Origin of the sequence: Kitasatospora sp. NPDC088264, from assembly GCF_040685715.1 — a bacterium.
Classification (GTDB): Bacteria; Actinomycetota; Actinomycetes; order Streptomycetales; family Streptomycetaceae; genus Kitasatospora.
In genome coordinates this window covers 134,861-156,860 of record NZ_JBFBIR010000009.1, presented here as the reverse complement: position 1 = coordinate 156,860, position 22,000 = coordinate 134,861, and the positions used below count along the sequence as shown (strand labels likewise).

General features: G+C 71.0%; 17 protein-coding genes, 1 pseudogene and 1 riboswitch. Of the genes and pseudogenes, 5 read left to right on the top strand and 13 right to left on the bottom strand.

Annotation, left to right across the window (positions count from 1 at the left end):
* Positions 1–19: 19 nt before the first annotated feature.
* The 6 genes from AB0O82_RS10355 to AB0O82_RS10330 form a co-directional block, all read right to left on the bottom strand.
* A complete protein-coding gene (locus AB0O82_RS10355; protein WP_363582098.1) occupies positions 20–1,090 on the bottom strand; it encodes an ABC transporter ATP-binding protein in 1,071 nt (356 codons plus the stop codon).
* Entirely contained in the window at positions 1,087–2,097 is a 1,011-nt protein-coding gene (locus AB0O82_RS10350) for an ABC transporter permease (protein ID WP_363582096.1), read from the bottom strand. Before AB0O82_RS10350 ends, AB0O82_RS10355 begins: the two co-directional genes overlap by 4 nt.
* Positions 2,098–2,197: 100 nt before the next feature.
* Complete coding sequence (locus AB0O82_RS10345) at positions 2,198–3,973, bottom strand: ABC transporter substrate-binding protein (RefSeq protein ID WP_363582094.1); 1,776 nt, start codon at positions 3,971–3,973, stop codon at positions 2,198–2,200.
* A gap of 51 nt (positions 3,974–4,024) precedes the next feature.
* Positions 4,025–5,014, bottom strand: a complete 990-nt coding sequence (locus AB0O82_RS10340; RefSeq protein WP_363582092.1) for an ABC transporter permease — start codon at positions 5,012–5,014, stop codon at positions 4,025–4,027.
* Positions 5,015–5,456: 442 nt separating this feature from the next.
* Positions 5,457–6,380 carry an enhanced serine sensitivity protein SseB C-terminal domain-containing protein gene (locus tag AB0O82_RS10335; RefSeq protein WP_363582090.1) on the bottom strand — a complete coding sequence of 308 codons (924 nt, stop codon included), beginning with the start codon at positions 6,378–6,380 and terminating at the stop codon, positions 5,457–5,459.
* A 117-nt stretch (positions 6,381–6,497) separates the two neighbouring features.
* Entirely contained in the window at positions 6,498–7,340 is an 843-nt protein-coding gene (locus tag AB0O82_RS10330; protein WP_363582088.1) for an enhanced serine sensitivity protein SseB C-terminal domain-containing protein, read from the bottom strand.
* A gap of 202 nt (positions 7,341–7,542) precedes the next feature.
* A riboswitch (glycine riboswitch) is annotated at positions 7,543–7,648 on the top strand.
* Positions 7,649–7,879: 231 nt separating this feature from the next.
* Here AB0O82_RS10330 and gcvT point away from each other — a divergent pair.
* The 4 genes from gcvT to AB0O82_RS10310 all read left to right on the top strand — a co-directional run bounded on the left by gcvT (position 7,880) and on the right by AB0O82_RS10310 (position 12,503).
* Complete coding sequence (gene gcvT, locus AB0O82_RS10325) at positions 7,880–9,001, top strand: glycine cleavage system aminomethyltransferase GcvT (protein WP_363582160.1); 1,122 nt, start codon at positions 7,880–7,882, stop codon at positions 8,999–9,001.
* A gap of 239 nt (positions 9,002–9,240) precedes the next feature.
* A complete protein-coding gene (gene gcvH / locus AB0O82_RS10320; RefSeq protein ID WP_350884663.1) occupies positions 9,241–9,615 on the top strand; it encodes a glycine cleavage system protein GcvH in 375 nt (124 codons plus the stop codon).
* A gap of 94 nt (positions 9,616–9,709) precedes the next feature.
* The gene (glyA, locus tag AB0O82_RS10315; RefSeq protein WP_363582085.1) at positions 9,710–10,978 is read left to right on the top strand and encodes a serine hydroxymethyltransferase; all 1,269 of its coding nucleotides are present in this window, start codon (positions 9,710–9,712) and stop codon (positions 10,976–10,978) included.
* Positions 10,979–11,135: 157 nt separating this feature from the next.
* Positions 11,136–12,503: an L-serine ammonia-lyase gene (locus AB0O82_RS10310; protein ID WP_363582083.1), complete on the top strand. Its 1,368-nt coding sequence runs from the start codon at positions 11,136–11,138 to the stop codon at positions 12,501–12,503.
* A 75-nt stretch (positions 12,504–12,578) separates the two neighbouring features.
* Here the strand turns inward: AB0O82_RS10310 and AB0O82_RS10305 are convergent, their stop codons facing one another.
* Positions 12,579–13,181 (bottom strand): NAD(P)H-dependent oxidoreductase, encoded by a 603-nt coding sequence (locus AB0O82_RS10305; RefSeq protein ID WP_363582081.1) that lies wholly within the window; start codon positions 13,179–13,181, stop codon positions 12,579–12,581.
* Between the two features lie 138 nt (positions 13,182–13,319).
* On the opposite strand from AB0O82_RS10305, the gene AB0O82_RS10300 reads away from it, so the two are divergent.
* Positions 13,320–14,063 (top strand): TetR/AcrR family transcriptional regulator C-terminal domain-containing protein, encoded by a 744-nt coding sequence (locus tag AB0O82_RS10300; protein ID WP_363582079.1) that lies wholly within the window; start codon positions 13,320–13,322, stop codon positions 14,061–14,063.
* Between the two features lie 268 nt (positions 14,064–14,331).
* Here the strand turns inward: AB0O82_RS10300 and AB0O82_RS10295 are convergent.
* The 6 genes and pseudogenes from AB0O82_RS10295 to AB0O82_RS10270 all read right to left on the bottom strand — a co-directional run bounded on the left by AB0O82_RS10295 (position 14,332) and on the right by AB0O82_RS10270 (position 21,979).
* Positions 14,332–15,035, bottom strand: a pseudogene (locus tag AB0O82_RS10295) (class I SAM-dependent methyltransferase).
* A 278-nt stretch (positions 15,036–15,313) separates the two neighbouring features.
* Positions 15,314–16,267, bottom strand: a complete 954-nt coding sequence (locus tag AB0O82_RS10290; protein WP_363582077.1) for an EamA family transporter — start codon at positions 16,265–16,267, stop codon at positions 15,314–15,316.
* 647 nt (positions 16,268–16,914) lie between these two features.
* Positions 16,915–17,412 (bottom strand): ATP-binding protein, encoded by a 498-nt coding sequence (locus tag AB0O82_RS10285; protein ID WP_244293363.1) that lies wholly within the window; start codon positions 17,410–17,412, stop codon positions 16,915–16,917.
* 279 nt (positions 17,413–17,691) lie between these two features.
* Positions 17,692–18,930: an Ig-like domain-containing protein gene (locus tag AB0O82_RS10280; RefSeq protein WP_363582075.1), complete on the bottom strand. Its 1,239-nt coding sequence runs from the start codon at positions 18,928–18,930 to the stop codon at positions 17,692–17,694.
* Positions 18,931–19,229: 299 nt separating this feature from the next.
* The gene (locus AB0O82_RS10275; protein WP_363582073.1) at positions 19,230–20,504 is read right to left on the bottom strand and encodes an Ig-like domain-containing protein; all 1,275 of its coding nucleotides are present in this window, start codon (positions 20,502–20,504) and stop codon (positions 19,230–19,232) included.
* A 176-nt stretch (positions 20,505–20,680) separates the two neighbouring features.
* Positions 20,681–21,979, bottom strand: a complete 1,299-nt coding sequence (locus AB0O82_RS10270; RefSeq protein WP_363582071.1) for an Ig-like domain-containing protein — start codon at positions 21,977–21,979, stop codon at positions 20,681–20,683.
* Positions 21,980–22,000 lie beyond the last annotated feature (21 nt).

Here is a 22,000-nt window from a genome sequence, read left to right as displayed (position 1 = left end):
AGGTGGTACGAGGCCGGGCTCACAGCCGGGGCGCGATCTCTTCGGCGAAGATGCGGTGCCGTTCGGCGGCCGGGAGGTGGCAGGCCGCGTAGTGGCCGGGCGAGGCTTCGGCCAGCACCGGGAGCTCGCTCGCGGAGCGCCCGCCGGTCCGGTCGGCGTACGGGCAGCGCGGGTGGAAGGCGCAGCCGGACGGCACGTTGATCAGGCTGGGCGGGGTGCCCTTGACCGGGACGAGGCGGTCCTGGAGTTCGCGGTCCAGGCGCGGCATGGAGCCCAGCAGGCCCCAGGTGTAGGGGTGTTCGGGCGCGTCGAAGAGGGTCTCGGCGGGGCCGCGCTCGATGCACTTGCCGCCGTACATGACCAGGATGTCGTCGGCCAGTTCGGCGACCACCCCGAGGTCGTGGGTGATGATGATGACGGCCGAGCCGAACTCGTCCTGGAGGTCGCGGATGAGGTCCAGGATCTGCGCCTGGACGGTGACGTCCAGGGCGGTGGTGGGCTCGTCGGCGATCAGCAGCGAGGGGTCGTTGACCAGCGCCATGGCGATCATGGCGCGCTGGCGCATGCCGCCGGAGAACTGGTGCGGGTAGTCGTCCACCCGGCGGTCGGGCTGCGGGATGCCGACCCGGTCGAGCATCTCGACCGCGCGGGCCCGGGCCTGCTTCTTGGATGCCTGGGGGTGGTGCACCCGGTACGCCTCGACGATCTGCGCGCCGACGGTGTAGTAGGGGTGCATCGCGGTCAGCGGGTCCTGGAAGATCATCGCCATCTCGCGGCCGCGCAGTTGGCGCACCCGTTCGGGGCCCGCCGCGATCAGGTCCTCGCCGTCCAGCCGGATCTCGCCGGTGATCCGGGCCCGCTTGGTGCGGTGCAGGCCCATGATGCCGAGCGAGGTGACGGACTTGCCGGAGCCGGACTCGCCGACGATGCCGAGGGTGCGGCCCTTGTGCAGGTCGAAGCTGACCCCGTCCACCGAGCGGACCAGGCCGTCGTCGGTGTCGAAGTGGATCCGCAGGTCGCGGACGGAGAGGAAGGGGTCGCCGGACGGGGCCTGGGCGGCGACCGCCTCGGTCTTCTGGAGCTCGGTCACGAGAGCCTCACCCGGGGGTCGACGAGTGCGTACAGGAGGTCGACCACGAGGTTGCAGGCGACGATGAAGAAGGCGGCGAGCAGGGTGACGCCGAGGATCTTGGGCAGGTCGTTGTCGGCGATCGCCTGGACGGCGAAGGCGCCGACGCCCTGGAGCGAGAAGACCTGCTCGGTGATGAGGGCGCCGCCGAGGAGCAGGCCGAGGTCCATGCCGAAGATGGTGATGACGGGTGTCAGCGCGGCGCGCAGTCCGTGCCGGGCGACGACCTTGCGCTCGACCAGGCCCTTGGCCCGGGCGGTGCGGATGTAGTCCTCGCTCATGGTCTCCAGCATTCCGGCGCGGGTGAGCCGGGCGTAGAGCGCGGAGTAGAGGAAGGCCAGCGAGATCCACGGGAGGATCAGGTTGCGGGCCCACATCAGCGGGTCGTCGGCGAAGTCGACGTACTGGAGGTTGTCCAGGATCGGCCACTCGTAGCTGAACAGGGCGAGCAGCACCGCGCCGGTGAAGAAGACCGGCAGCGAGACGCCGGCGAGGGAGATGCCCATGGCGATCCGGTCGAAGACCGAGCGCGGCTTGAGCGCGGAGACGACGCCGGTGGCGACGCCGGAGACCAGCCAGAGCACGGCCGCGCCGACGGCGAGCGAGAGGGTGATCGGGACGCGCTTGATCAGCTCGGGCCAGACCTCCAGGTGGTTCTTGAAGGAGTAGCCGAAGCACGGTACGTGGCAGGTGACCGGGTCCGGGCCGAACTTGTACTCGGCGCCGCTGACCAGGCCCTTGAGGAAGTTCCAGTACTGGGTGTACAGCGGCTGGTCGAACCCGAGGTTCTTCTTGACCGCGGCGATCGCCTCGGGGGAGGGGTTCTTCCCGACGTACTGCGTGGCCAGTTGGTCGGTGGTCTCGCCGGCGATGCGCGGGAGCAGGAAGAAGATCGCGAAGGTGACAGCGCTGACCACCAGCAGCAGCACGACGGCCGCGAAGATCCTGCGGATGATGTAGGCAAACACAGTTGGGCGGCTCCGGCGGCCCGCCGCCGTCCGGGGTCTTCCGGACGGCGGCGGGCGGCCGCTGCCTTCACCTGCCTTCAGGGATGTGGAGCCAGGCTCTTTACTTGGTGGTGCCGATGTTCAGGTAGTCGTACTCACCCGAGAAGCCCGAGGTGGACACCAGGTTGGTGGCGCTGTCCGGGCGGTACAGGAAGACCTTGAAGTAGGTCAGCGGGACGTAGACCGCCTGGTCCATGATCTTCTTGTCGATCTGGCCGTAGATCTTCTCGCGCGCCGACTGGTCGGTGTTGGTGATGGCGTCGTCGAGCAGCTTGTTGACCTCGGGGTCGTTGAGCTGGGCCAGGTTGCTGTTGCCGGAGGCCTTGATGGCGCGGCCGTCGGAGATCTGCTGCAGGAAGCCGTAGCCGGTCGGCCAGTCGGCGCTCCACTGCATCATCATCAGACCGATGTTGTGGTCCTGGGTGAACTGCGGGACACCGGCGGCGTCCGAGAAGTACTTGCCCTGCGCGTACTTCTGGATCTCGACGTTGATGTTGATCTTCTTCAGCGCGGCCTGGATCGCAGTCGCGGCCTGGACCTCCGGGTCACGCTCGGTGCGGGCGGTGATCACCGTGCTGAACCCGTCGGACTTGCCGCAGGCCTTGAGGGCGTCCTTGGCCTTGGCCTCGTCACCCTTGTTGCCGTTGGTCGCCCAGGTGTTGAAGTCCTGGTGGCCCGGGACGTCCGGCGGGATCACCGTGTTGGCGATCTGGCCGCGGATCGGGCCGCCGAGCGTGGTCTGCACGGAGACCTTGTCGATCGCGTACTGGACGGCCTTGCGGCACTCCAGGTTGTCGAACGGCGCGACCTTGGTGTTGATCGCGACGTACGCCAGGCGACCGCCGTAGGCGTTGTCGGTGTTCGCCTTGAGCTTCTGGTTCTGCAGGATCTGCGCCTGGGTCTGCGGGTCGACGCCGCTGCCGACCAGGTCCACCTGGGCGTTGCCCGCGATCAGGTCCTTGTCGATGGTGGACTGCTCCATGCCCATCCGGACCACGATCTTGTCCGCGAGCTGCTTGCGGATCGGGTCGGTGCTCGGGTCCCAGTTGGTGTTCGGCACCAGGGTGAGCTGCTTGCCGTCCTCGTAGGACTCGAACTTGTAGGCACCCGAGGCGACCACGTGCTTCACGTAGCCGGCGCCGTCGTCCTTGGCCTGCGGGACCGGGACGGTCTGCGGGGAGCCGACCAGGTAGTCGAAGTCCGCGAACGGCTGCTTCAGGTGGAAGACGATGGTCTGGTCGTCCGGCGTCTCGATCGAGTTCAGGCCGCCGGTCTTGTCCTTGTACGGGCCCTGGTACGGGGTCTCGTTGTCGACCAGCAGGTCGTGGAAGTAGGTGGGGCCGTTGGAGTTCACGTCCGGCGCGAAGTTGGAGCGCTCGACGGCGTACTTGACGTCCTTCGAGCTGATCGGGGTGCCGTCGTCGAACTTCAGGCCCGCGCGCAGCTTGTACGTCCAGGTCAGGCCGTCCGCGCTGACCTTGCCCAGGCTCTCGGCGAGGTCCGGGACCAGCTTGTTGCCGTTCGAGCCGGCGCCCGGGGCGAAGGTGGTCAGCGGACGCCCGTACAGGCGCGAGAAGTTGTAGATGTAGGCGTAGTACGTGTTGCCCGGGTCGAAGGAGTCCGGGGCGCCCTTCATCTCGTAGGTGACCGTCCCGCCCTTCTTGTCCGAGGCGTTGACGATGCCCTTGGTGGCGGCGTCGGCACCGCCGCCACCGGCGCTGCTGCCGCTGGCGGAGGAGGACGAGCCGGAGCCCTTGCTGCCGGAGGTGCAGCCGGTCACGATCAGGACCGCGGCGGCTGCCGCCGCGGTCAGGGCGACGGTACGGGACCTGCGCATGGGTGAGATCAACCCCTTGAGGATGGGAAGGAGGGAGGGCCTGACGTTGCGTCAGTTGCTCTTGGGATCGAGGGCGTCACGCAGCCCGTCGCCGAGCAGGTTGAAGGCGAGCACGGTGAGGAAGATCGCCAGACCGGGGACCACCATGTACTGGGGGTCCACCTGGTAGTACTTGATCGCGTCCTGGAGGATCCCGCCCCAGGAGGCCTGCGGCGGCTGGATGCCGACGCCGAGGAAGCTGAGGCCCGCCTCGAAGAGGATGTTGGTCGGGATCAGCAGGGTCGAGTAGACCAGGATCGGACCGACCAGGTTCGGCAGCAGTTCCTTGAACAGGATGAACGGGCCGCGGGCGCCCAGGCTGCGGGCCGCGTGGACGAACTCCCGCTCGCGCAGCGACAGCGTCTGTCCGCGCACGATCCGGCCCATGTAGGGCCAGTTGAAGAAGCCGATCACGAAGATCAGCACCATGATGTGCAGCGGGAGGCCGTGCAGGCCGAACGCGCCGCCCTGCAGCGAGGTCGAGATCGCGATGGCGAAGAGCAGCAGCGGGAAGGCGAGGAAGACGTCCATGACGCGGCTGATCACGGTGTCCACCCAGCCGCCGTAGTAGCCGGCCATGACACCGAGCACGGTGCCGATCGTGTTCGACAACAGGGTCGCGCCGAAGGCGACCAGCAGGGAGACCCAGGAGCCCTCGATCACGCGGGAGAGCAGGTCGCGGCCCTGGAGCGGGTCGACGCCGAGCGGGTGGTCCCAGCTCATCCCGCCCCAGTCACCGAGCGGGATGCCGCCCAGGTTGGCGTCGAGCAGGTCCTGGTTCAGGGCGTCGGGGTCGAGGCCGAACAGGGCCTCGATGGGCTTGGCCAGTACGGCCAGCAGGATCAGCAGGATCACCACGACGCCGCCGGCGACGGCGAGTTTGTCGCGCTTGAAGCGGGTCCAGGCGATCTGGCCGAGGGAGCGGCCCTCGATCTTCTTGGCCGGGCTCGCGGGGGCGGGTGCCTCCGGTTCGTTCCCGGTGGTTGCGATGGGTGCGGTCATGGTCAGTTGGTCCCCTCGCCGACGGTGGCCGGCCCACGGGCGCCGGTCACCGGTTCGGCGGTACGGCTGCGGACGTGCGGAGGTGCTTGGAACGGGTGTTCGCGGCAGTACGTCGTGCACGGGTACTGCCCCAACGCGGGATGGGCTTCGCGTGGTTCTGGCGGTCGGCGTGCGCGTTCACCTTCGTGGGGTTCCCAGTACGCGCGGTGCGTTGCGCAGAACTCTCTGCCATCCGAACTGGCTTGCGCCAGCCCTGACAACCGACAGATGCCCAACTGTGATCTGTGCGCATGCACCTCCTCCGTCTTCGGCATATCCCTCTTCACACGGCTGTAACTGGCATGTCAAGATGATCGACGGTAACGGCCGGAAGTTCGTCTGGAAAGCACCGAAGCCGACCTGATGCAAGATCAAGTCGGCTTCTGGAAAAAGGTTTTGGTTGTCAGCGCCCCGGGTATCCGGGCCACGGCTGCTGCGGCTGCCCGGTCCAGCCCTGCGCGGGCTGCTGCGTGCCGTAGCCGTAGCCCGGCCCCTGCTGCGCGGGGTACGGCGGAGGCGGCACCGGCGGGTACGGGCCGGTCGGCGGCCGCCCCGCCTCCCGGTCGAAGAACGGGCGCGCATGGGCCCGCATCCACAGCGCCACCGGGTCGTACTCGTCCGCCATCGCCACCGTGGACACCGCCAGCCCCTCCGGGGCCACCGCGATCGCCCGCTGCATCAGCGCCCGCACGGCCTCCACCGCCGGCGGTGAACTCTCGTACAGCTCCAGGCCGATCGCCAGGTACGGCTCCCCCACGGCCGGCTGCACCCAGGCCCGGCGCAGCGCCCGCACCGCGCGCACCTCACCGGCCTGCCGCTCCAGGAGCGCGAAGAACGGCTGGGCGTTCAGCTGCGGCTCGCTCAGCTTCAACGGCCCGGCCGGCAGCCGCTCCAGGCCCGCGGCGATCCGCCGCAGGTCCGCCCAGGGCACCCCGACCCCGCCGCCGGGCGCGTGCGGGTTGAGCCACAGGCCCCAGCGGGTCCGGTACAGCGAAGCGGCGATCTCCCGCCCGGAGATGACCTCGTGGGCCCGCGCCCAGCCGGACGACGCCAACTGCTCGGACGAGGTGACGGCCGGCGCGTAGCCGTGGCCGCTGATCTCCATGTTCCCGTACTGGGCGTCAGCGCTGCCCGGCGCACCGTGCCACAGCAGCATCCAGACCTGGCCGTCGGCCAGTGCGTGCAGCAGTTGCTCGTACGCCTCGTAGCGCTCCGGCGCGACCTCGCGCAGGGCGCGCTCCAGCGCGCCCGGATCCGCTCCGGGGCGCCCGGCGGGTGCCTGGCCCCAGGGCCCCGGTGCACCGCCCGCTACCGCTCCCGCACTCATGCGCCCACCTCGCCGCGCCTCATTCCTCAAGCCTGCCGACCCGTCGGCCGTCTGCACGCACCCTATGGCGCGGCACCGGCCACCGCCACGGCGACGTGCCTCCGATACGAACCCCGCTCAACCCCGCGCGTAGAAAGGGAGTACCCGGGTGAGCAGCCACTCGACCACCGGGTCATCGGCGAGATCGAGCAGTACGAGGTGGACGCCCCCCGGCAGCGGCGCGGTTCCCAGCGCGCGGCCGAGCGCCTCGTTCACCGCACCCGGGTCGGCCGGGGCCGTCTGGTCCAGCTGGACGCCCACGAACATCACGGTCGGCTCGCCCTCGATGCTGGCGAGCGCCCGGCGCGCGGTCAACACTCCGGGCAGGGCGGACAGTTCGGCCCGGCAGGCGGCCAGGAAGTGCTCCGGGTCCTCCCCCGGCACCGGCTCGCGCAGCGCCACCCGGCCACCGGTCGGCGCCTCCGGGCCCTGTCCCTGGTTCTGGTTCTGGTTCTGACTCTGGCTCTGCTCCTGGTCGGCCAGGCGCTCCTCGCGCGGGCCGCGCCGCAGCTCCGCCACACCCTGCGGCGGCACCGGGATGCCCACCGCCGCCTCCGGGTTGACCGCGATGCCCACGCCCAGCGGCAGCCCGCGGGCGAACTCCCAGACCGGCGCCACCGCGAAGGCCATCCCCGGCGCCTGCCGCAGGAACACCTCCTGCGAGGAGAACACCGGCACGTACGGCTCGCCGGCCAGCTCGATGGTCGGCAGGTCCAGCGCGGGCCCCCGCGGGTCGCCGCCGGCCGGCAGCGGGATCCACACCTGGCTGCGGGCCAGCACCTCGATCACCCGCGGCGTCGCACCCGGATCGCCCAGCGCGGCGGTCAGCACCTGCTCCAGCTCGTTGGCCGGCCACCCGCCGCCCGGCGGCGCCGACTCCGGCCCGCCCCACCCCTGCTGCTGCTCCACCGGGTACCCCATGCGCGCCTGATCCGCCCTCTGCCGGTCGGCCGCCCTCTGCTGCGCCGACGCGCAGCAGTCTAGGGCGCACGCCCCGGGGGCGCCGGTTCGCGGTGGCGCGGTGTGACCGGGTCCCCTCTCCCGTCGTCGGCGCGGACGTGCCATGATGTGCGCGTTCGACGGCGCGGCGCGCCGGCGGACCGACAACTCCATACCGGCCGCTCGAACCCGCGCGGGAGAGCCCGGAGTGCCCCGTCAGGCGGCACAGCCGGCGCCGAAGGAGCAACTCCTCCCCGGAATCTCTCAGGCCCCCTTACCGCACGGGTTAGGCACATCTGGAAAGTGGCGCACGGCCCTGTCGCGCGCCCACCCACGGTGCAAGCCACCATGCTGTCCTGGATGCTGGAAACAGCTGCGGGCAGGTGGGCGGTGAAGCTCTCAGGTTCGACGACAGATGGGGAGACCCACGCCGCCGCATGCCCGCGCGCAGGGTCGGCCCCCGAGCGGGTCCGGTTCCGGCGCGTGCACCCATGAGTGCCCAGACCGAGGAGTTCCAGGCCATGTCGTCCCTCCGCCTCACCGCGCTCGACGCGCTGCACCGCGCCCTCGGCGCGACCATGACCGACTTCGCCGGCTGGGACATGCCGCTGCGCTACGGCAGCGAGCGCGAGGAACACCTCGCCGTCCGCACCCGGGCCGGACTGTTCGACCTCTCCCACATGGGCGAGATCACCGTCACCGGCCAGCAGGCCGGCGAGATGCTGGACCACGCGCTGGTCGGCTTCGTCTCCGCGCTGGGCGTGCTGCGCGCCCGCTACACCATGATCTGCGCCGAGGACGGCGGCATCCTGGACGACCTGATCGTCTACCGCCTGCGCGAGGACGCCTTCCTGGTCGTCGCCAACGCCTCCAACGCCCAGCTGGTGCTGGACGAGCTGATCGCCCGCGCCAAGGGCTTCGACGCCGTCGTCACGGACGACCGCGACACCTACGCGCTGATCGCCGTCCAGGGCCCGGAGGCCACCGCGATCCTGGCCGGGACCACCGACGCCGACCTGCCCGGCCTGAAGTACTACGCGATCCTCCCGGCCCAGGTCGCCGGCCGCGACGTGCTGCTCGCCCGGACCGGCTACACCGGCGAGGACGGCTTCGAGATCTTCTGCAACCCGGGCGACGCCGAGGGGGTCTGGCAGGCGCTGACCGCCGCCGGCGAGGGCCGCGGCCTGGTCCCGTGCGGCCTGTCGTGCCGCGACACGCTGCGCCTGGAGGCCGGCATGCCGCTGTACGGGCACGAGCTCTCCACCGACCTGACCCCGTTCGACGCGGGCCTGGGCCGGGTCGTGCGCTTCGACAAGACCACCAACGAGGGCACCTTCGTCGGCCGCAAGGCGCTGGAGAAGGCCGCCGCCGAGGCCGAGGCCAACCCGCCGCGGGTGCTGGTCGGCCTGGTCTCCGAGGGCAAGCGCGTCCCGCGCGCCGAGTACACCGTGGTCTCCGCCGACGGCGCCCCGATCGGCCGGATCACCTCGGGCGCCCCGTCCCCGACCCTGGGCCGGCCGATCGCGATCGCCTACGTGGACGCGGCCCACGCCACCCCCGGCACCGCCGTCGCGGTGGACGTGCGCGGCAAGCACGAGCCGGTCGAGGTCGTGGCGCTGCCGTTCTACAAGCGCGGCCGCTGAGGCCCCGCCCTCCCCGTAGACCCCGTAGACCCCGTGGACCCGGGCCTGCACCATGCCCGACCCGGGCTTGAGCCACGCCTGATCCACGCCTGATCCACGCCTGATCCACGCCTGATCCACGCCTGATCCAGGTCTGACCCAGGCCTGACCCAGGCCCGAACCACGCCTGATCCGCGTCGAAGCCGTCCGTGCGGCGGCCCGCTTCGTCGTACCCGCTTCCCATCCTGGAGAATGACGCCATGAGCAACCCCCAGCACCTGCAGTACACCAAGGAGCACGAGTGGCTGACCGCCGTCGAGGGCGGTGTCTCCACGGTCGGCATCACCGCCCACGCGGCCGACGCGCTCGGTGACATCGTCTACGTGCAGCTGCCCGAGGTCGGCGCCGACGTGACCGCGGGCGAGTCCTGTGGCGAGCTGGAGTCCACCAAGTCGGTCAGCGACCTGTTCTCCCCGGTGACCGGGAAGATCGTCGAGATCAACCAGGACGTCCTGGACGACAACAGCCTGGTCAACAGCGCCCCGTTCGAGGGCGGCTGGCTGTTCAAGGTCCAGGTGGAGTCCACCGACGAGCTGCTCAGCGCGGACGAGTACACCGCCTTCATCGGCGGCTGACCCGCTCGTGACGGGGCGGTCGCAGCGCGGCGGCCGCCCCGCCAGGCTCCCCCCTTCTCCGCTCCCGTCTCTCTCCTCCCGGGAAGACCACACCATGACGGTTCTGAACCAGTCCCTGCACTCCCTCGACCCGGAGATCGCCGCCGCGGTCGACGCCGAGCTGCACCGCCAGCAGACCACCCTGGAGATGATCGCCTCCGAGAACTTCGCCCCGGTGGCGGTCATGGAGGCCCAGGGCTCGGTGCTCACCAACAAGTACGCCGAGGGCTACCCCGGCCGCCGCTACTACGGCGGCTGCGAGCACGTCGACGTGGTCGAGCAGATCGCGATCGACCGCATCAAGGCCCTGTTCGGCGCCGAGCACGCCAACGTCCAGCCGCACTCGGGCGCGCAGGCCAACGCCGCCGCGATGTTCGCGCTGATCAAGCCGGGCGACACCATCCTGGGCCTGGACCTGGCCCACGGCGGTCACCTGACCCACGGCATGAAGATCAACTTCTCCGGCAAGCTCTACAACGTGGCCGCGTACCACGTGGACGAGAAGACCGGCCAGGTCGACATGGCCGAGGTCGAGCGCCTGGCCAAGGAGCACCAGCCGAAGCTGATCATCGCCGGCTGGTCCGCCTACCCGCGCCAGCTGGACTTCGCCGCGTTCCGCCGGGTCGCCGACGAGGTCGGCGCGCTGCTGATGGTGGACATGGCGCACTTCGCCGGCCTGGTCGCCGCCGGCCTGCACCCCAACCCGGTGCCGTACGCGGACGTGGTCACCACCACCACCCACAAGACCCTGGGCGGCCCGCGCGGCGGTGTCATCCTGTCCAAGGCCGAGTACGCCAAGAAGATCAACTCCGCGGTGTTCCCCGGCCAGCAGGGCGGCCCGCTGGAGCACGTGATCGCCGGCAAGGCCGTCGCCTTCAAGGTCGCCGCGTCCGAGGAGTTCAAGGAGCGCCAGCAGCGCACCCTGGAGGGCGCCAAGATCCTCGCCGAGCGCCTGCTCCAGGCCGACGTCGCCGAGGCCGGCGCCTCGGTGCTGTCCGGCGGCACCGACGTGCACCTGGTCCTGGTCGACCTGCGCAACAGCCAGCTCGACGGCCAACAGGCCGAGGACCGCCTGCACGAGGTCGGCATCACGGTCAACCGCAACGCCGTCCCGAACGACCCGCGGCCGCCGATGGTCACCTCCGGCCTGCGCATCGGCACCCCCGCGCTCGCCACCCGCGGCTTCCAGGCCGAGGACTTCCGCGAGGTCGCCGACATCATCGCCGAGGCGCTCAAGCCCGCCTTCGACGAGGACGCCGCCACCGCGCTCAAGGCCCGCGTCACCGCGCTGGCCGAGAAGTACCCGCTCTACCCGAACCTCTGATCACCGCGGTGATCGTTCGGGCGGGGTGACCGGCCTCACCCCGCCACGGCACCTGGGATCCCGGGGCACCGCGCACACTGGACAGTGCGCGCGGTGCCCCGACCCGTGTCGTCCCCCGCCCGCCAGTCCTTCCACGAGACAGACAAGGACGTCCCCCGTGGCCCTCAGCGTCTTCGACCTCTTCTCCATCGGCATCGGCCCGTCGAGCTCCCACACCGTCGGCCCGATGCGTGCCGCCCGGATGTTCGCCCGGCGCCTGCGGTCCGAGGACCTGCTCGCCGAGGTGGCGAGCGTGCGCGCCGAGCTGTACGGCTCGCTGGGCGCCACCGGCCACGGCCACGGCACCCCGAAGGCCGTCCTGCTCGGCCTGGAGAACAACTCCCCCCGCACGGTCGACGTCGACCAGGCGGACAAGGACGTCGAGCGGATCACCACCGAGAAGCGGCTCAACCTCCTCGGCACCCACCCCATCGACTTCGACCCGGGCACCCAGGTGGTCCTGCACCGCCGCCGCTCGCTGCCGTACCACGCCAACGGCATGACCATCTGGGCGTACGCGGCGGACGGCTCCACGCTGCTGGAGAAGACCTACTACTCGGTCGGCGGCGGCTTCGTCGTCGACGAGGACGCCATCGGCGCGGACCGGGTCAAGCCCGACGACACCGCGCTGCGCTACCCCTTCCGCACCGGCGAGGAGCTGCTGCGGCTCACCCGGGAGACCGGGCTGTCGATCTCCGGCCTGATGCTGGAGAACGAGAAGGCCTGGCGCTCCGAGGAGGAGATCCGGACCGGGCTGCTGGAGATCTGGCAGGTCATGCAGGAGTGCGTGCGGGCCGGCATGTCCCGCGAGGGCATCCTGCCCGGTGGCCTCAAGGTCCGCCGCCGCGCCGCCGCCGCCGCCCGCGCGATGCGCGCCGAGGGCATCGGCCCGGCCAACGCGATGGAGTGGGTGACCCTCTACGCGATGGCGGTCAACGAGGAGAACGCCTCCGGCCGCCGGGTGGTCACCGCTCCGACCAACGGCGCGGCCGGGATCATCCCCGCCGTCCTGCACTACTACCTGAACTTCATCCCGGGCGCCGACGAGGACGGCATCGTCCGCTTCCTCCTCGCGGCCGGCGCCATCGGCATGCTCTTCAAGGAGAACGCCTCCATCTCCGGCGCCGAGGTCGGCTGCCAGGGCGAGGTCGGCTCCGCCTGCTCGATGGCCGCCGGCGGCCTCGCCGAGGTCCTCGGCGGCACCCCCGAACAGGTCGAGAACGCCGCCGAGATCGGCATCGAGCACAACCTCGGCCTCACCTGCGACCCGGTCGGCGGGCTCGTCCAGATCCCCTGCATCGAGCGCAACGGCATGGCCTCCGTCAAGGCCGTCACCGCCGCCCGGATGGCCCTGCGCGGCGACGGCCGGCACCACGTCTCGCTCGACAAGGCGATCAAGACGATGAAGGAGACCGGCGCCGACATGAAGATCAAGTACAAGGAGACCTCGCGCGGCGGCCTCGCCGTCAACGTCATCGAGTGCTGATCACACCCGCTGTCGCCTGAGCCCCCGGACCCGTCCGGGGGCTCTCGGCGTCCCGAGGCGTCCCGAGGCGCGTGCTCAGGCCGCGAACGGGCGGACGCGCCGGGCGTCCCGCAACGCCTCCGCCCACCAGGCGAGTTGGTCGAGCATGGCCTTGGCGGCGGCGTCGGCGGCCGGGTCGAGCGGCTTGCCGTCGACGCCGAAGCACTGGGCGGCGCCGTGGAAGCTGACCGTGTTGCGAATCGTCATGGCGTTCAACTCGGCGAGCACCACTCGCAGTTGCTCGACGGCGCGCAGACCGCCGGAGAGGCCGCCGTAGGAGACGAAGCCGACCGGCTTGCCGTGCCACTGGCTGTTGTGCCAGTCGATGGCGTTCTTCAGCGGGGCCGGGAAGCTGTGGTTGTACTCGGGCGTGACGACCACGAAGGCGTCGGCAGCCTCCAGCCGGGGCGTGACGGCAGCGAGCAACTCGGCTGCGCCCGGCTCCAGTTCACCACCGAAGGACGGGAAGGTGGTCGGCAGCGGGGTCTCGACCAGATCGATCAGGTCGGCGGTCATGTCGCCGCGCGCGCCGAGGTGGCCGAGCAGCCAGTCGGCGACGACGGGCGCGAACCGGCCGCTCCGAGTGCTGCCGACGACGACCGCGACCTTCAGGCTCTTCTCCGAAACGTCCTTGGCCATGAACATCCCCCTCCGGGACGATGTGTACAACGTATCTTCCGGATGCAACGTACACATCGGCGCGTACGCCGTCTACTCCCGATACGCCGTACACGCCGGTGGTACGGTGGGAACCCCAGCCGGAAGGAGCCCGCCGTCATGCCCGCCCAGCAGGCCCCCACCGGGGACGACGACCAGACCAAGCCCCAGGCCTCGCTCTGGGAGCGCCTCGCCCGCCCGGCCCCCGCGCCGCGCACCACCCTCACCCCGCAGCGGATCGCCGAGGCCGCGATCGCGATCGCCGACGCCGAAGGCCTCGACGCCGTCACCATGCGCCGACTCGCCACCACCCTCGGCGTCGCCCCGATGGCCGCCTACCGGTACGTCTCCGGCAAGGACGAACTCATCGACCTGATGGTCGACTTCGTCTACGGCGAACTCTCCCTGGACACTCCCTCCAGCGGCTGGCGCGACACCATGCGCACCCTGGCGCTCCACCTGCGCGCCATGAACCTGGCCCACCCGTGGGTCGTCCGCGCCGGCGCCGTCCCCCTCACCCCCAACCAGCTCGCCATCCCCGAACGCGCCTTCGCCGCCCTCGCCGACCACGGCCTGGACGCCGACACCACCATGGCGGTCTTCCGCACCGTCACCGGCTACGTCCACGGCTCCGTCGCCGCCGAGCTCGCCCTGCGCATCCTCCAGCGCGAGCACGGCTGGTCCGACGGTGACGAGACCCGCGCCGGCCTCGCCCCCCGGATGTCCTTCCTGATGGACACCGGCCGCTACCCCACCTACCAGCGCTACCTCCACGAGGCCACCCGCAAGGACGACCCCACCTGGCAGTTCGAGACCGGCCTCGACTGCGTCCTCACCGGCATCGCCACCCACCTCGACATCTGAGCGCGCCTGGACATCCGAGCGCGACCCGGCCCCCAGGTGGAGGAAATTATGTAGACCGGTCTACATTCCAGGTGTGGAATATGTAGACCGGTCTACCTCTTCAGTGCACCCCCACGCACCTCCTGCGCAGGAAGTCGGCCCCGCCGACTTCCTGCGCACCCCAACCCTCCACGAACGCACCCTATGTAGACCGGTCGATATATTTTCTCCGGCCCCGCGCGAACGCGCTATCCAGCCTCGCGCGCAGAAAGTCGGCCCGTCCGACTTCCTACTCCGAGGAGAGCACCCCCGCGATGAGCAGCCGGTACCCGTAGTCCATGTGCTCCTGGTCGAGGAGTTCGGCATGGCGGCGGTGCCAGGCGCCGGATTCGAGGTCGGCGCGCAAGCGGGCGATCGCCGGCCGCACCACTGCGAGCGGCAACTGGGCGAAGGTCGAGCCGGCCGGACGACCGGGTCGAGGTAGAACTCGGGCCGCCGCCAGTAGGCGATCTGGTAACCGTCCGTGAAATCGTGCGGGACGGGGAAGGGCAGCACCGTGTGCGCGTCCAGCGCGTCGACGACCTGGGCCAGCGGCGTGAAGCGGCTCTCCTCCAGCTCCCGGATCTCGGGCAGGTACTCCTCCAGCAGCCATAGTTGCGGACGGTGGGCCGGGTCCCAGGTGAAGACGACCTGCCGCCGGGCGACCCGCCGCAGCTCCGCGAGGCCCCGTTCGGGATCCGGCCAGTGGTGGACGGTCATGACGGCCATCGCCGCATCGAAGGAGCCGTCCGGGAAGGGCAGTCGCTCGGCTCCGGCCTTGACCTTCCGGTGCCCCGGGTGCTGGTCGAGCATGACCTGGGAGGGGTCGACGGCGGTGACGGCGGCGCCCTCGGGCTCGTAGGATCCGGCGCCCGCACCGACGTTCACCACCGACCGGGCCCTCTGGAGGGCGGCACCGATCGGGGCGTGCAGTCGGGGATCGGGCCGGCGGATGGCGCGGTAGCCGACCCCGATGCGGTCGTACGTCGCCTGCGGTCGGCCGTCCGTGGTCTCCTCCACGCGGTCAAGCCCACCAAGCGGGGCGCCCGGCGGCAAGCGGTTCGACGCAAGAGCGGGTGAAGCACGGCGTGCTGGCCCGCCGACCGCCGAACGGCATCGGCGATCGGAGGACGGCGCCGGAGGGCGGCACCGGAGGGCCGGGTGGCCGGTCGCGAGGCACCCGCGCAGGAAGTCGGCCCGTCCGACTTCCTGCGAGTGGGGCCACCCGCAGGTCAGCGACGGCGGGTGCCCACGGGCACGGTGAGGACGGCGAGGCCCGCGGCGAGGATGGCGAGGCCGCACCAGGAGGCGGCGGGGAGGCGTTCGCCGAGGACGGCGACGCCGAGGAGGGCGGCGACGGCGGGTTCGGCGAGGGTGAGGGTGGTGGCGGTCTGGGCGGAGGTGCGGCGCAGCCCGTGGCCGAAGAGGCGGTAGGCGAGGAAGGTGGTGATCACCGCGAGGTGGAGCACCACCGCCGCGCCGCGCGGCGAGGCGAGCCACCGCAGGTCGCCGAGGAACAGCACCGGCAGGACGAGCAGCGCGGCCGCGCCGAACATCGCCCCCATCACCCCGGCGGACGGGTGCCCGCGCGAGATGAGCCTCCCGCCGACGAGCGAGTACACGGCGTACGAGAGGCCGGAGAGCGCGGCCAGCGCCACCCCCACGGCGTCCACCGCCGCGCCGTCGCCGGTGAGTTCGGGGCCCAGCACCAGGACGGCGCAGCCGACGACCGCCGTCACCGTGGCACCGGCCCACCGGCCGCTCGGCCGCCCCTGCCGGGTGAGCCAGCCGAGCAGGCCGGCGAAGACGGGGGCACTGCCCAGTGCGATCACGGTGGCCACCGCCACCCCGGCGCGGGTCACCGCCGGGTAGAAGGTGACCGGGTAGCCGACCACCGCGACGGCGCCGACGGCGAGTTGCCACCGCTCCCGGCGGCCGCAGGCCCGGGGCAGCGCGCGGGCGCTGCGGGTGGAGAGGAAGAGGAGGAGTCCGCCGAGGACCAGCGCGGCGGCGCCGATGCCCGCCGAAGGGGCGCCGTCGGGTGCGAGGGAGCTGGCCGTCCCGGTGGTGCCCCACAGCAGTGCGGCGACCAGGATCGGGACCGGCCCGCCGAGCGGGCTGGTGCGGCGGGCGGTGGGGGTGGTGGTGGGCCGGGTGGGCGCGGGCGTGGAGGTGCGGTTCGGCACAGTCGTGAACTTCCGTCGTCGAAGACCGTCAGGGGAGTTGGTTTCGCACCGGGCGCACACGGCGGCCCCCTGACGGCCGAAGGGGCCGCAGCAGGGAGCGCGGGGCTCGAGCCACCGGCGTGTGCGCCCGATCAGGCGCTGAGCGGTGGCAGTACGACGTGCCAGTACAGGTCCACGGGCCTGATGCTACCCGGCAGTTCCGGCGTGGTGGGGTGCACGGAGGAATTGGCGGCCGGGCGACGAAACACCGGAGGCCCGACGGCAAGGATGGTGAATATTCACAGGCAACAGCGTGAACCTATGCAAAATCCAAAGGTGAACTAGGTTACAAACCTTTCAATCCAAGTCACCTGGTTTGCCCACATGCTGAGATCCGTGCGATAGTCGAAGCAGCCCAACGGCGGGCGGCACAGCACGCCGGCCTGGGCGTGGAGACTTCGGCTGGCCCGACCTGGCACGGCCGACGCCCATCGCACGGCACGCACCCCCTTGGCCGGCGCGATGACTTGCAGGGGCCCCCATCCGCCGGACCACGGCGACTTCGGGGGCCCTGCGCGTTTTCCCGGGAAGACCCGGAAGACCCGGACAGCCGGAAAAGACCCGGACAGCCCGGAAGACCGAGAAAGACCCGGGAAAACCCGAAACGGTCAGTGTCGCTCGCGGACCTTCAGCTCGAACCAGACGCCCTTGCCGCGCGGCAGCAGGTCGGCGCCCCAGCGGTCGGCCAGGTCGTCGATGACCCGCAGGCCCCGCCCCCGCTCGGTCACCGGCTTCGGCTCGGCGAGGATCATGCAGGGCAGCGCCCGGGAGGAGTCGCGGACCTCGACGCGGAGCCAGCCCGGCTTGCGGATCACCTGGAGTCCGATGGTGCGTCCGGCGGCGTGCCGGACGGCGTTGGAGACCAGCTCGCTGGTGAGTAACTCACCGGCCTCCAGGTGCTGGTGGAGGTCCCAGGACTCCAGGACCGACAGCACCAGTCGGCGGGCCACCGGGCCGGTCTCCGGCCGGGACGGCAGTCGCACCTCGTTCGGCACGGACTGATCGCTCAGCCTGCCGCAATACATCTCCTCCAGTTCCTCCGAGCTGAGCCGCTCCAGCGCCGCCAGCGCGCCCTGGACATCGATCCACGACGCCTCGGCGACCAATCCGGCCCCGGGAACTGATGACTGATCTGTTTCGCCCCAACCCGCCATGCGGTCCATCATTGCGGAACGCAAGCGGCCGCGTACGGACAATGAGCAAACGATCTCCTCCGAGTCGGCATATGCCGCGTGCAAGGAGACCCCGCGGAGAGTGCCAGGCGGGGGCCTGGAGGGGGCCCGGAAGGGGTCGGGAGAGGGTGGGGAGCAGGCAACCCGGGGCGCGTCCGCCGTCAATCCCGGGTTGCCACGGAACCGCCCCGACCAGGGCGGCTACCGGTCGGCCTACCAGGCGCTCCAGGGCACGTTCCAGCCACTCAGGCCGTTCGCCGGGTCGAGGGTCTCCTTCTTGGTGGAGTTCTTCACGACCACCACGTCACCGACGAGCGAGCCGGCGTAGAACTTGCCCATCGAGGTGGATTCGCCGCCGCCCTCGACGTCCTTGAGGGCGACGCAGCCGTGGCTGACGTTGTCCTCACCGATGAGCTTGCTCCAGTAATTGCCGTGCAGGTAGGTGCCGCTGTCGGTGAGCCGCATCGAGTGCGGCACCTGGAGGTCGTACGGGGAGCCGCTCATGCCGGGGAGGGTGCTGGACTGCATCCGCACCACGCCCTCCTTGGACATGACGACCATCGTGCCGTTCCAGGTCGGGTGTTCGGGCGAGCCGGAGGTGATGTCGATGTCCGACGGTTTGCCGTCGAGTTCGACGGTCATCCTGTGCGCGGCGGCGTCAACCGTCGAAATCTGAGATCGCCCGATCGTGAAGGGCTCGTCCCGGTCGGTGCCGTACACCCCAGGGGCGATCTCGACGCTCTTGAGGCGGTAGTGCACGGTCACCTTGGTGCCGGACTTCCAGTACTGCTCGGGGCGGAAGTCCAGCCGGCGGTTGCCGAACCAGTGGCCCTTGACCACGGTGCCGTTGTCGGTCTCGAAGGTGATGCCCTTCGCGACGACGTCCTTGTTCTTGACGTCCTTGCTGAAGTTCACCGAGACGATCATGCCGACGCCGTACGTCGCGTTGTTGTCCACGTTGTCGGCGGCCTTGGCGAGGGCCGTCGGCGTCAGCGTGGAGAAGTTGCTGTCCGCGCTGGCGACCACGCCGTTGGCGTCCGCGGCCATCGCGCTGACCTGGTAGGTGCTGCCCACGGCGAGGCCCGCCGACGGGGTCCAGCTGGAGCCGTCGGCGGCGATGGTGCCGGGCACCTCCGCGCCGGTCTTGTCACTGACCTTGACGGTGGTGAGCTTGCCGCCGGTCGCGCCGACCTTGAGCGCGTCGGGCGCGACGTCCACCGTGCCGGGCTTGGGCTCGATGTTCACCACGGCCTGCGACACCTTCGGCGCCGCGCTGCTCGCCGCCGCGGCGCCCGGGGAGGCCGTTCCGGCGGCCGCTCCGGCCCCCAGGTCCGCCTTGGCCGCACTCCCGCCCCCGCTACCGCTCCCGCCACTCCCGCCGCCGCACGCGGCCGTCAGCGCCATCGCGCCGCCCACCAGACCGACGGCCACCACTCTGCGTATCGACCTCAACGTCGATCCCTCTCCCTCAGAAACCCCACGAACCGAACCCCACGAACCGAAACCCGCAGACCGAAACCCGCGGGCCGAAACCCCACGACCCGGAACCCCACGACCCGGAACCCCGCACAGAACCCCGCGCACACGACGGGCTCGACCACTACACGCGCCGGCCTCCGGAAAGGTTGCGCCATTCGGGGCCCGGTGCGCTCCGAGAACGCGAACGGCCCGACCCCAACGGGTGAGGATCGGGCCGCTCGTCCGCACCGCGCCGACGAACCGGGACTATCCGGTCAGTCGGCGGGCAGGATCTACCAGTTCGCCCAGGCGATGTTCCAGCCGCCCAGCCCGTTGGAGGGCGCGACGGTCTTCTCCTTGCTGTTCACGACCTTGACCACGTCGCCGATCATCGAGTCGTTGAAGAACTTGCCCGCGACGGAGGTGTCGCTGCCGCCCTTCTCGTCCACCATCGCGACGCAGCCGTGGCTGGCGTTGGTCCTGCCGAACGGATTGGTCGCGTTGGACCAGTAGTTGCCGTGCACGAAGGTGCCGGAGGTGGTCAGCCGCATCGCGTGCGGCACGTCCTGGATGTCGTACTCGCCGCCGAGGCCGACGGTCTGCGAGTTCATCCGGGTGACCTTCTCCTTGGACATGATCACCATCGTCCCGCTCCAGGACGGCGTCGCCTCCGCGCCCATGGTGACCGGCACGGTGGTGCTCTTGCCGCCCCGCTCGATCGTCATCTGGTGCGCCTTGGCGTCGGCGGTGGCGATCTGGGAGCGGCCGATGGTGAACGGCTCGTCCTTGTCCACGTCGCCGTAGACGCCCGGGGCGACCTCGACGCTCTTCAGCCGGTACTTGATGGTGACCTTGGTGTCCGGCTTCCAGTACTCGGCCGGGCGGAAGTCCAGCCGGTTGTCGCCGAACCAGTGGCCCTTCACCTCGGTGCCGTTGTTCGTCTCGAAGGTGATGCCCTTGAGGACGGCGTCCTTGTTCTTGACGGTCTTGCTGAAGTTCACCGAGACGATCATGCCGACGCCGTAGGTGGCGCCGTCGCTGATGTTGTCGTTGGTGGAGACCTTCTTGTCCGGCGTCAGCGTGGTGAACGTCGTGGTGGACGCGGTCACCAGGCCGTCGGCGTCCTTGGCCTGCGCGTTCACCTTGTACGCCATGCCGACGGTGAGCGCGGCGGCGGGCTTCCAGCCGATGCCGTCCGGAGTGATCGCCCCGTCGACCGGCTTGCCGTTCTTGTCGGTCACCTCGACCGTGGTGAGCTTGCCGTTCGAGACGGACACCTGCAACGCGTTGCTCGGTGCGACGTCCTGGGCGCCGTCCTTCGGCTCGACGGCCAGCACCGCGGCGGAGGCCTTCGGCTCGCCCGACGCGCCCGCCGGGGCCGCCGTCCCGCCCGCACCCGCCGTCGCCGCGGGCGCCGCGTTGTCGCCCCCGCCGCCCGTTCCGCCCTTGTCGTCGCCGCAGGCCGCGGTGAGCAGCAGCACCCCGCCCATGACCAACGCCATCGCACCCCTGCGCCCGTAACGGCTGGTGGTACGTATCGCGGCGTCGGCCGTCTTCCCCGTCTTCACGGTTTCTCCCCTCCCGGTATTCACTCTCTCGACGCGTTGAGTGCCCCCATGAGTTGCACCGGACGCCGATCTTTCGCGCCGGACCAGGGCGCACGCCGGAGCAGGATAGCCGGGCCGTCTGAGCGGGTCCCGGGGGGAGGTGGGTGGATCGGGGGTGAATCGGCGGTGAAGATCGACTACTGCGCGACGGGGCTGGAGGCGGGCCCGGCCGTGGGCCCGGCCGTGGGCCCGGCAACCGGCCCGGCGACCGGCCCGAGGGCGCTGCCCGCCACCCACTGCTCCCACGGCATGTTCCAGCCGTTGAGGCCGTTCTGTGGCGGCACGAAGTCCCCCGCGGAGGCCTTCGCCTCCAGCACGTCGCCCGGGATGGTGTGCTCGAACAGCCAGCCCGCCGGGGAGTCCTTGCTCGCTCCGCCCTTGGCGTCGGCCAGGCCGATGCAGCCGTGGCTGGTGTTGGCGGCGCCGAACACCCCGGGGTCCGCCCAGTAGTTGCCGTGCACGAAGGTGCCGGAGTTGGTCAGCCGCATCGCGTGCGGCACGTCCTTGATGTCGTACTCGTCGCCCATCCCGACGGTCTGCGAGTTCATCCGGGTCACCTTGTACTTCTCCGACACCACCATGACGCCCCGGTAGGTGGAGTGGTCACGGCTGCCGCCGGACACCTTGAGCACCCGCACCACCTTGCCGCCCTGCCCGGCCCGGACGGTCAGGGTGTGCGCGTCCAGGTCGACGGTGGAGACCTGGGCCCGGCCGACGGTGAAGTGCAGGTCCTTGGTCTGGGTCCCGAACTCGCCCGGCGCGCCCTGCACGTCCTTCAGCCGCAGCGCCACCGTCACCTTGGTGCCCGCCGCCCAGTACTGCTGCGGGCGGACGTCCAGCCGCTGGTTGCCGAACCAGTGCGCGGCCACCGGGACGGGCGGGTCGGCGCTCACCTGGACGGCCTTCTCCACCGCCGCCCGGTCCGTGATCGGCCGGCTGAAGCGCAACGACACCGGCATGCCGACACCGACGGTGGAGCCGTCCTCCGGGGTGAAGAAGGCGACGAAGGTGTGCGCCCGGGCCATCGTGGAGAACGCCGAGTGCTGGGCCGCCCGTTGGCCCTGGTCGTCCTCGGCGACGGCGTCCAGGGTGTACGCGGTGCCCAGCGGCAGCGGGCCGTCGGGCGTCCAGGCGGCGCCGTCCGGGGCGATCGTGCCGGGGACCTCGGTGCCCTTGGTGTCGGCCAGCCGGACGGTGACCAGCCGGCCCTGCGCCGCCGTCACCCGGACCGGGCCCTCCGGCGGCACGTCCTGGGCGCCGTCGGCGGGCAGCGCCGTGACGACCGCCCGGGACGGCGGCGGGGGCGGGGTGTGCGCCCCGGGCCCGGCGGCGTCCTGCGCGGGGGCCGCCGGGGAGCCGCCGCACCCCGTCAGGACGGCGAGGCCCCAGGCCACCGCCGCCGCCCGCCGCGCCCACACCCGTCCTCGGCGCCGCATCCCGGGGCCTCCCACTGTCCA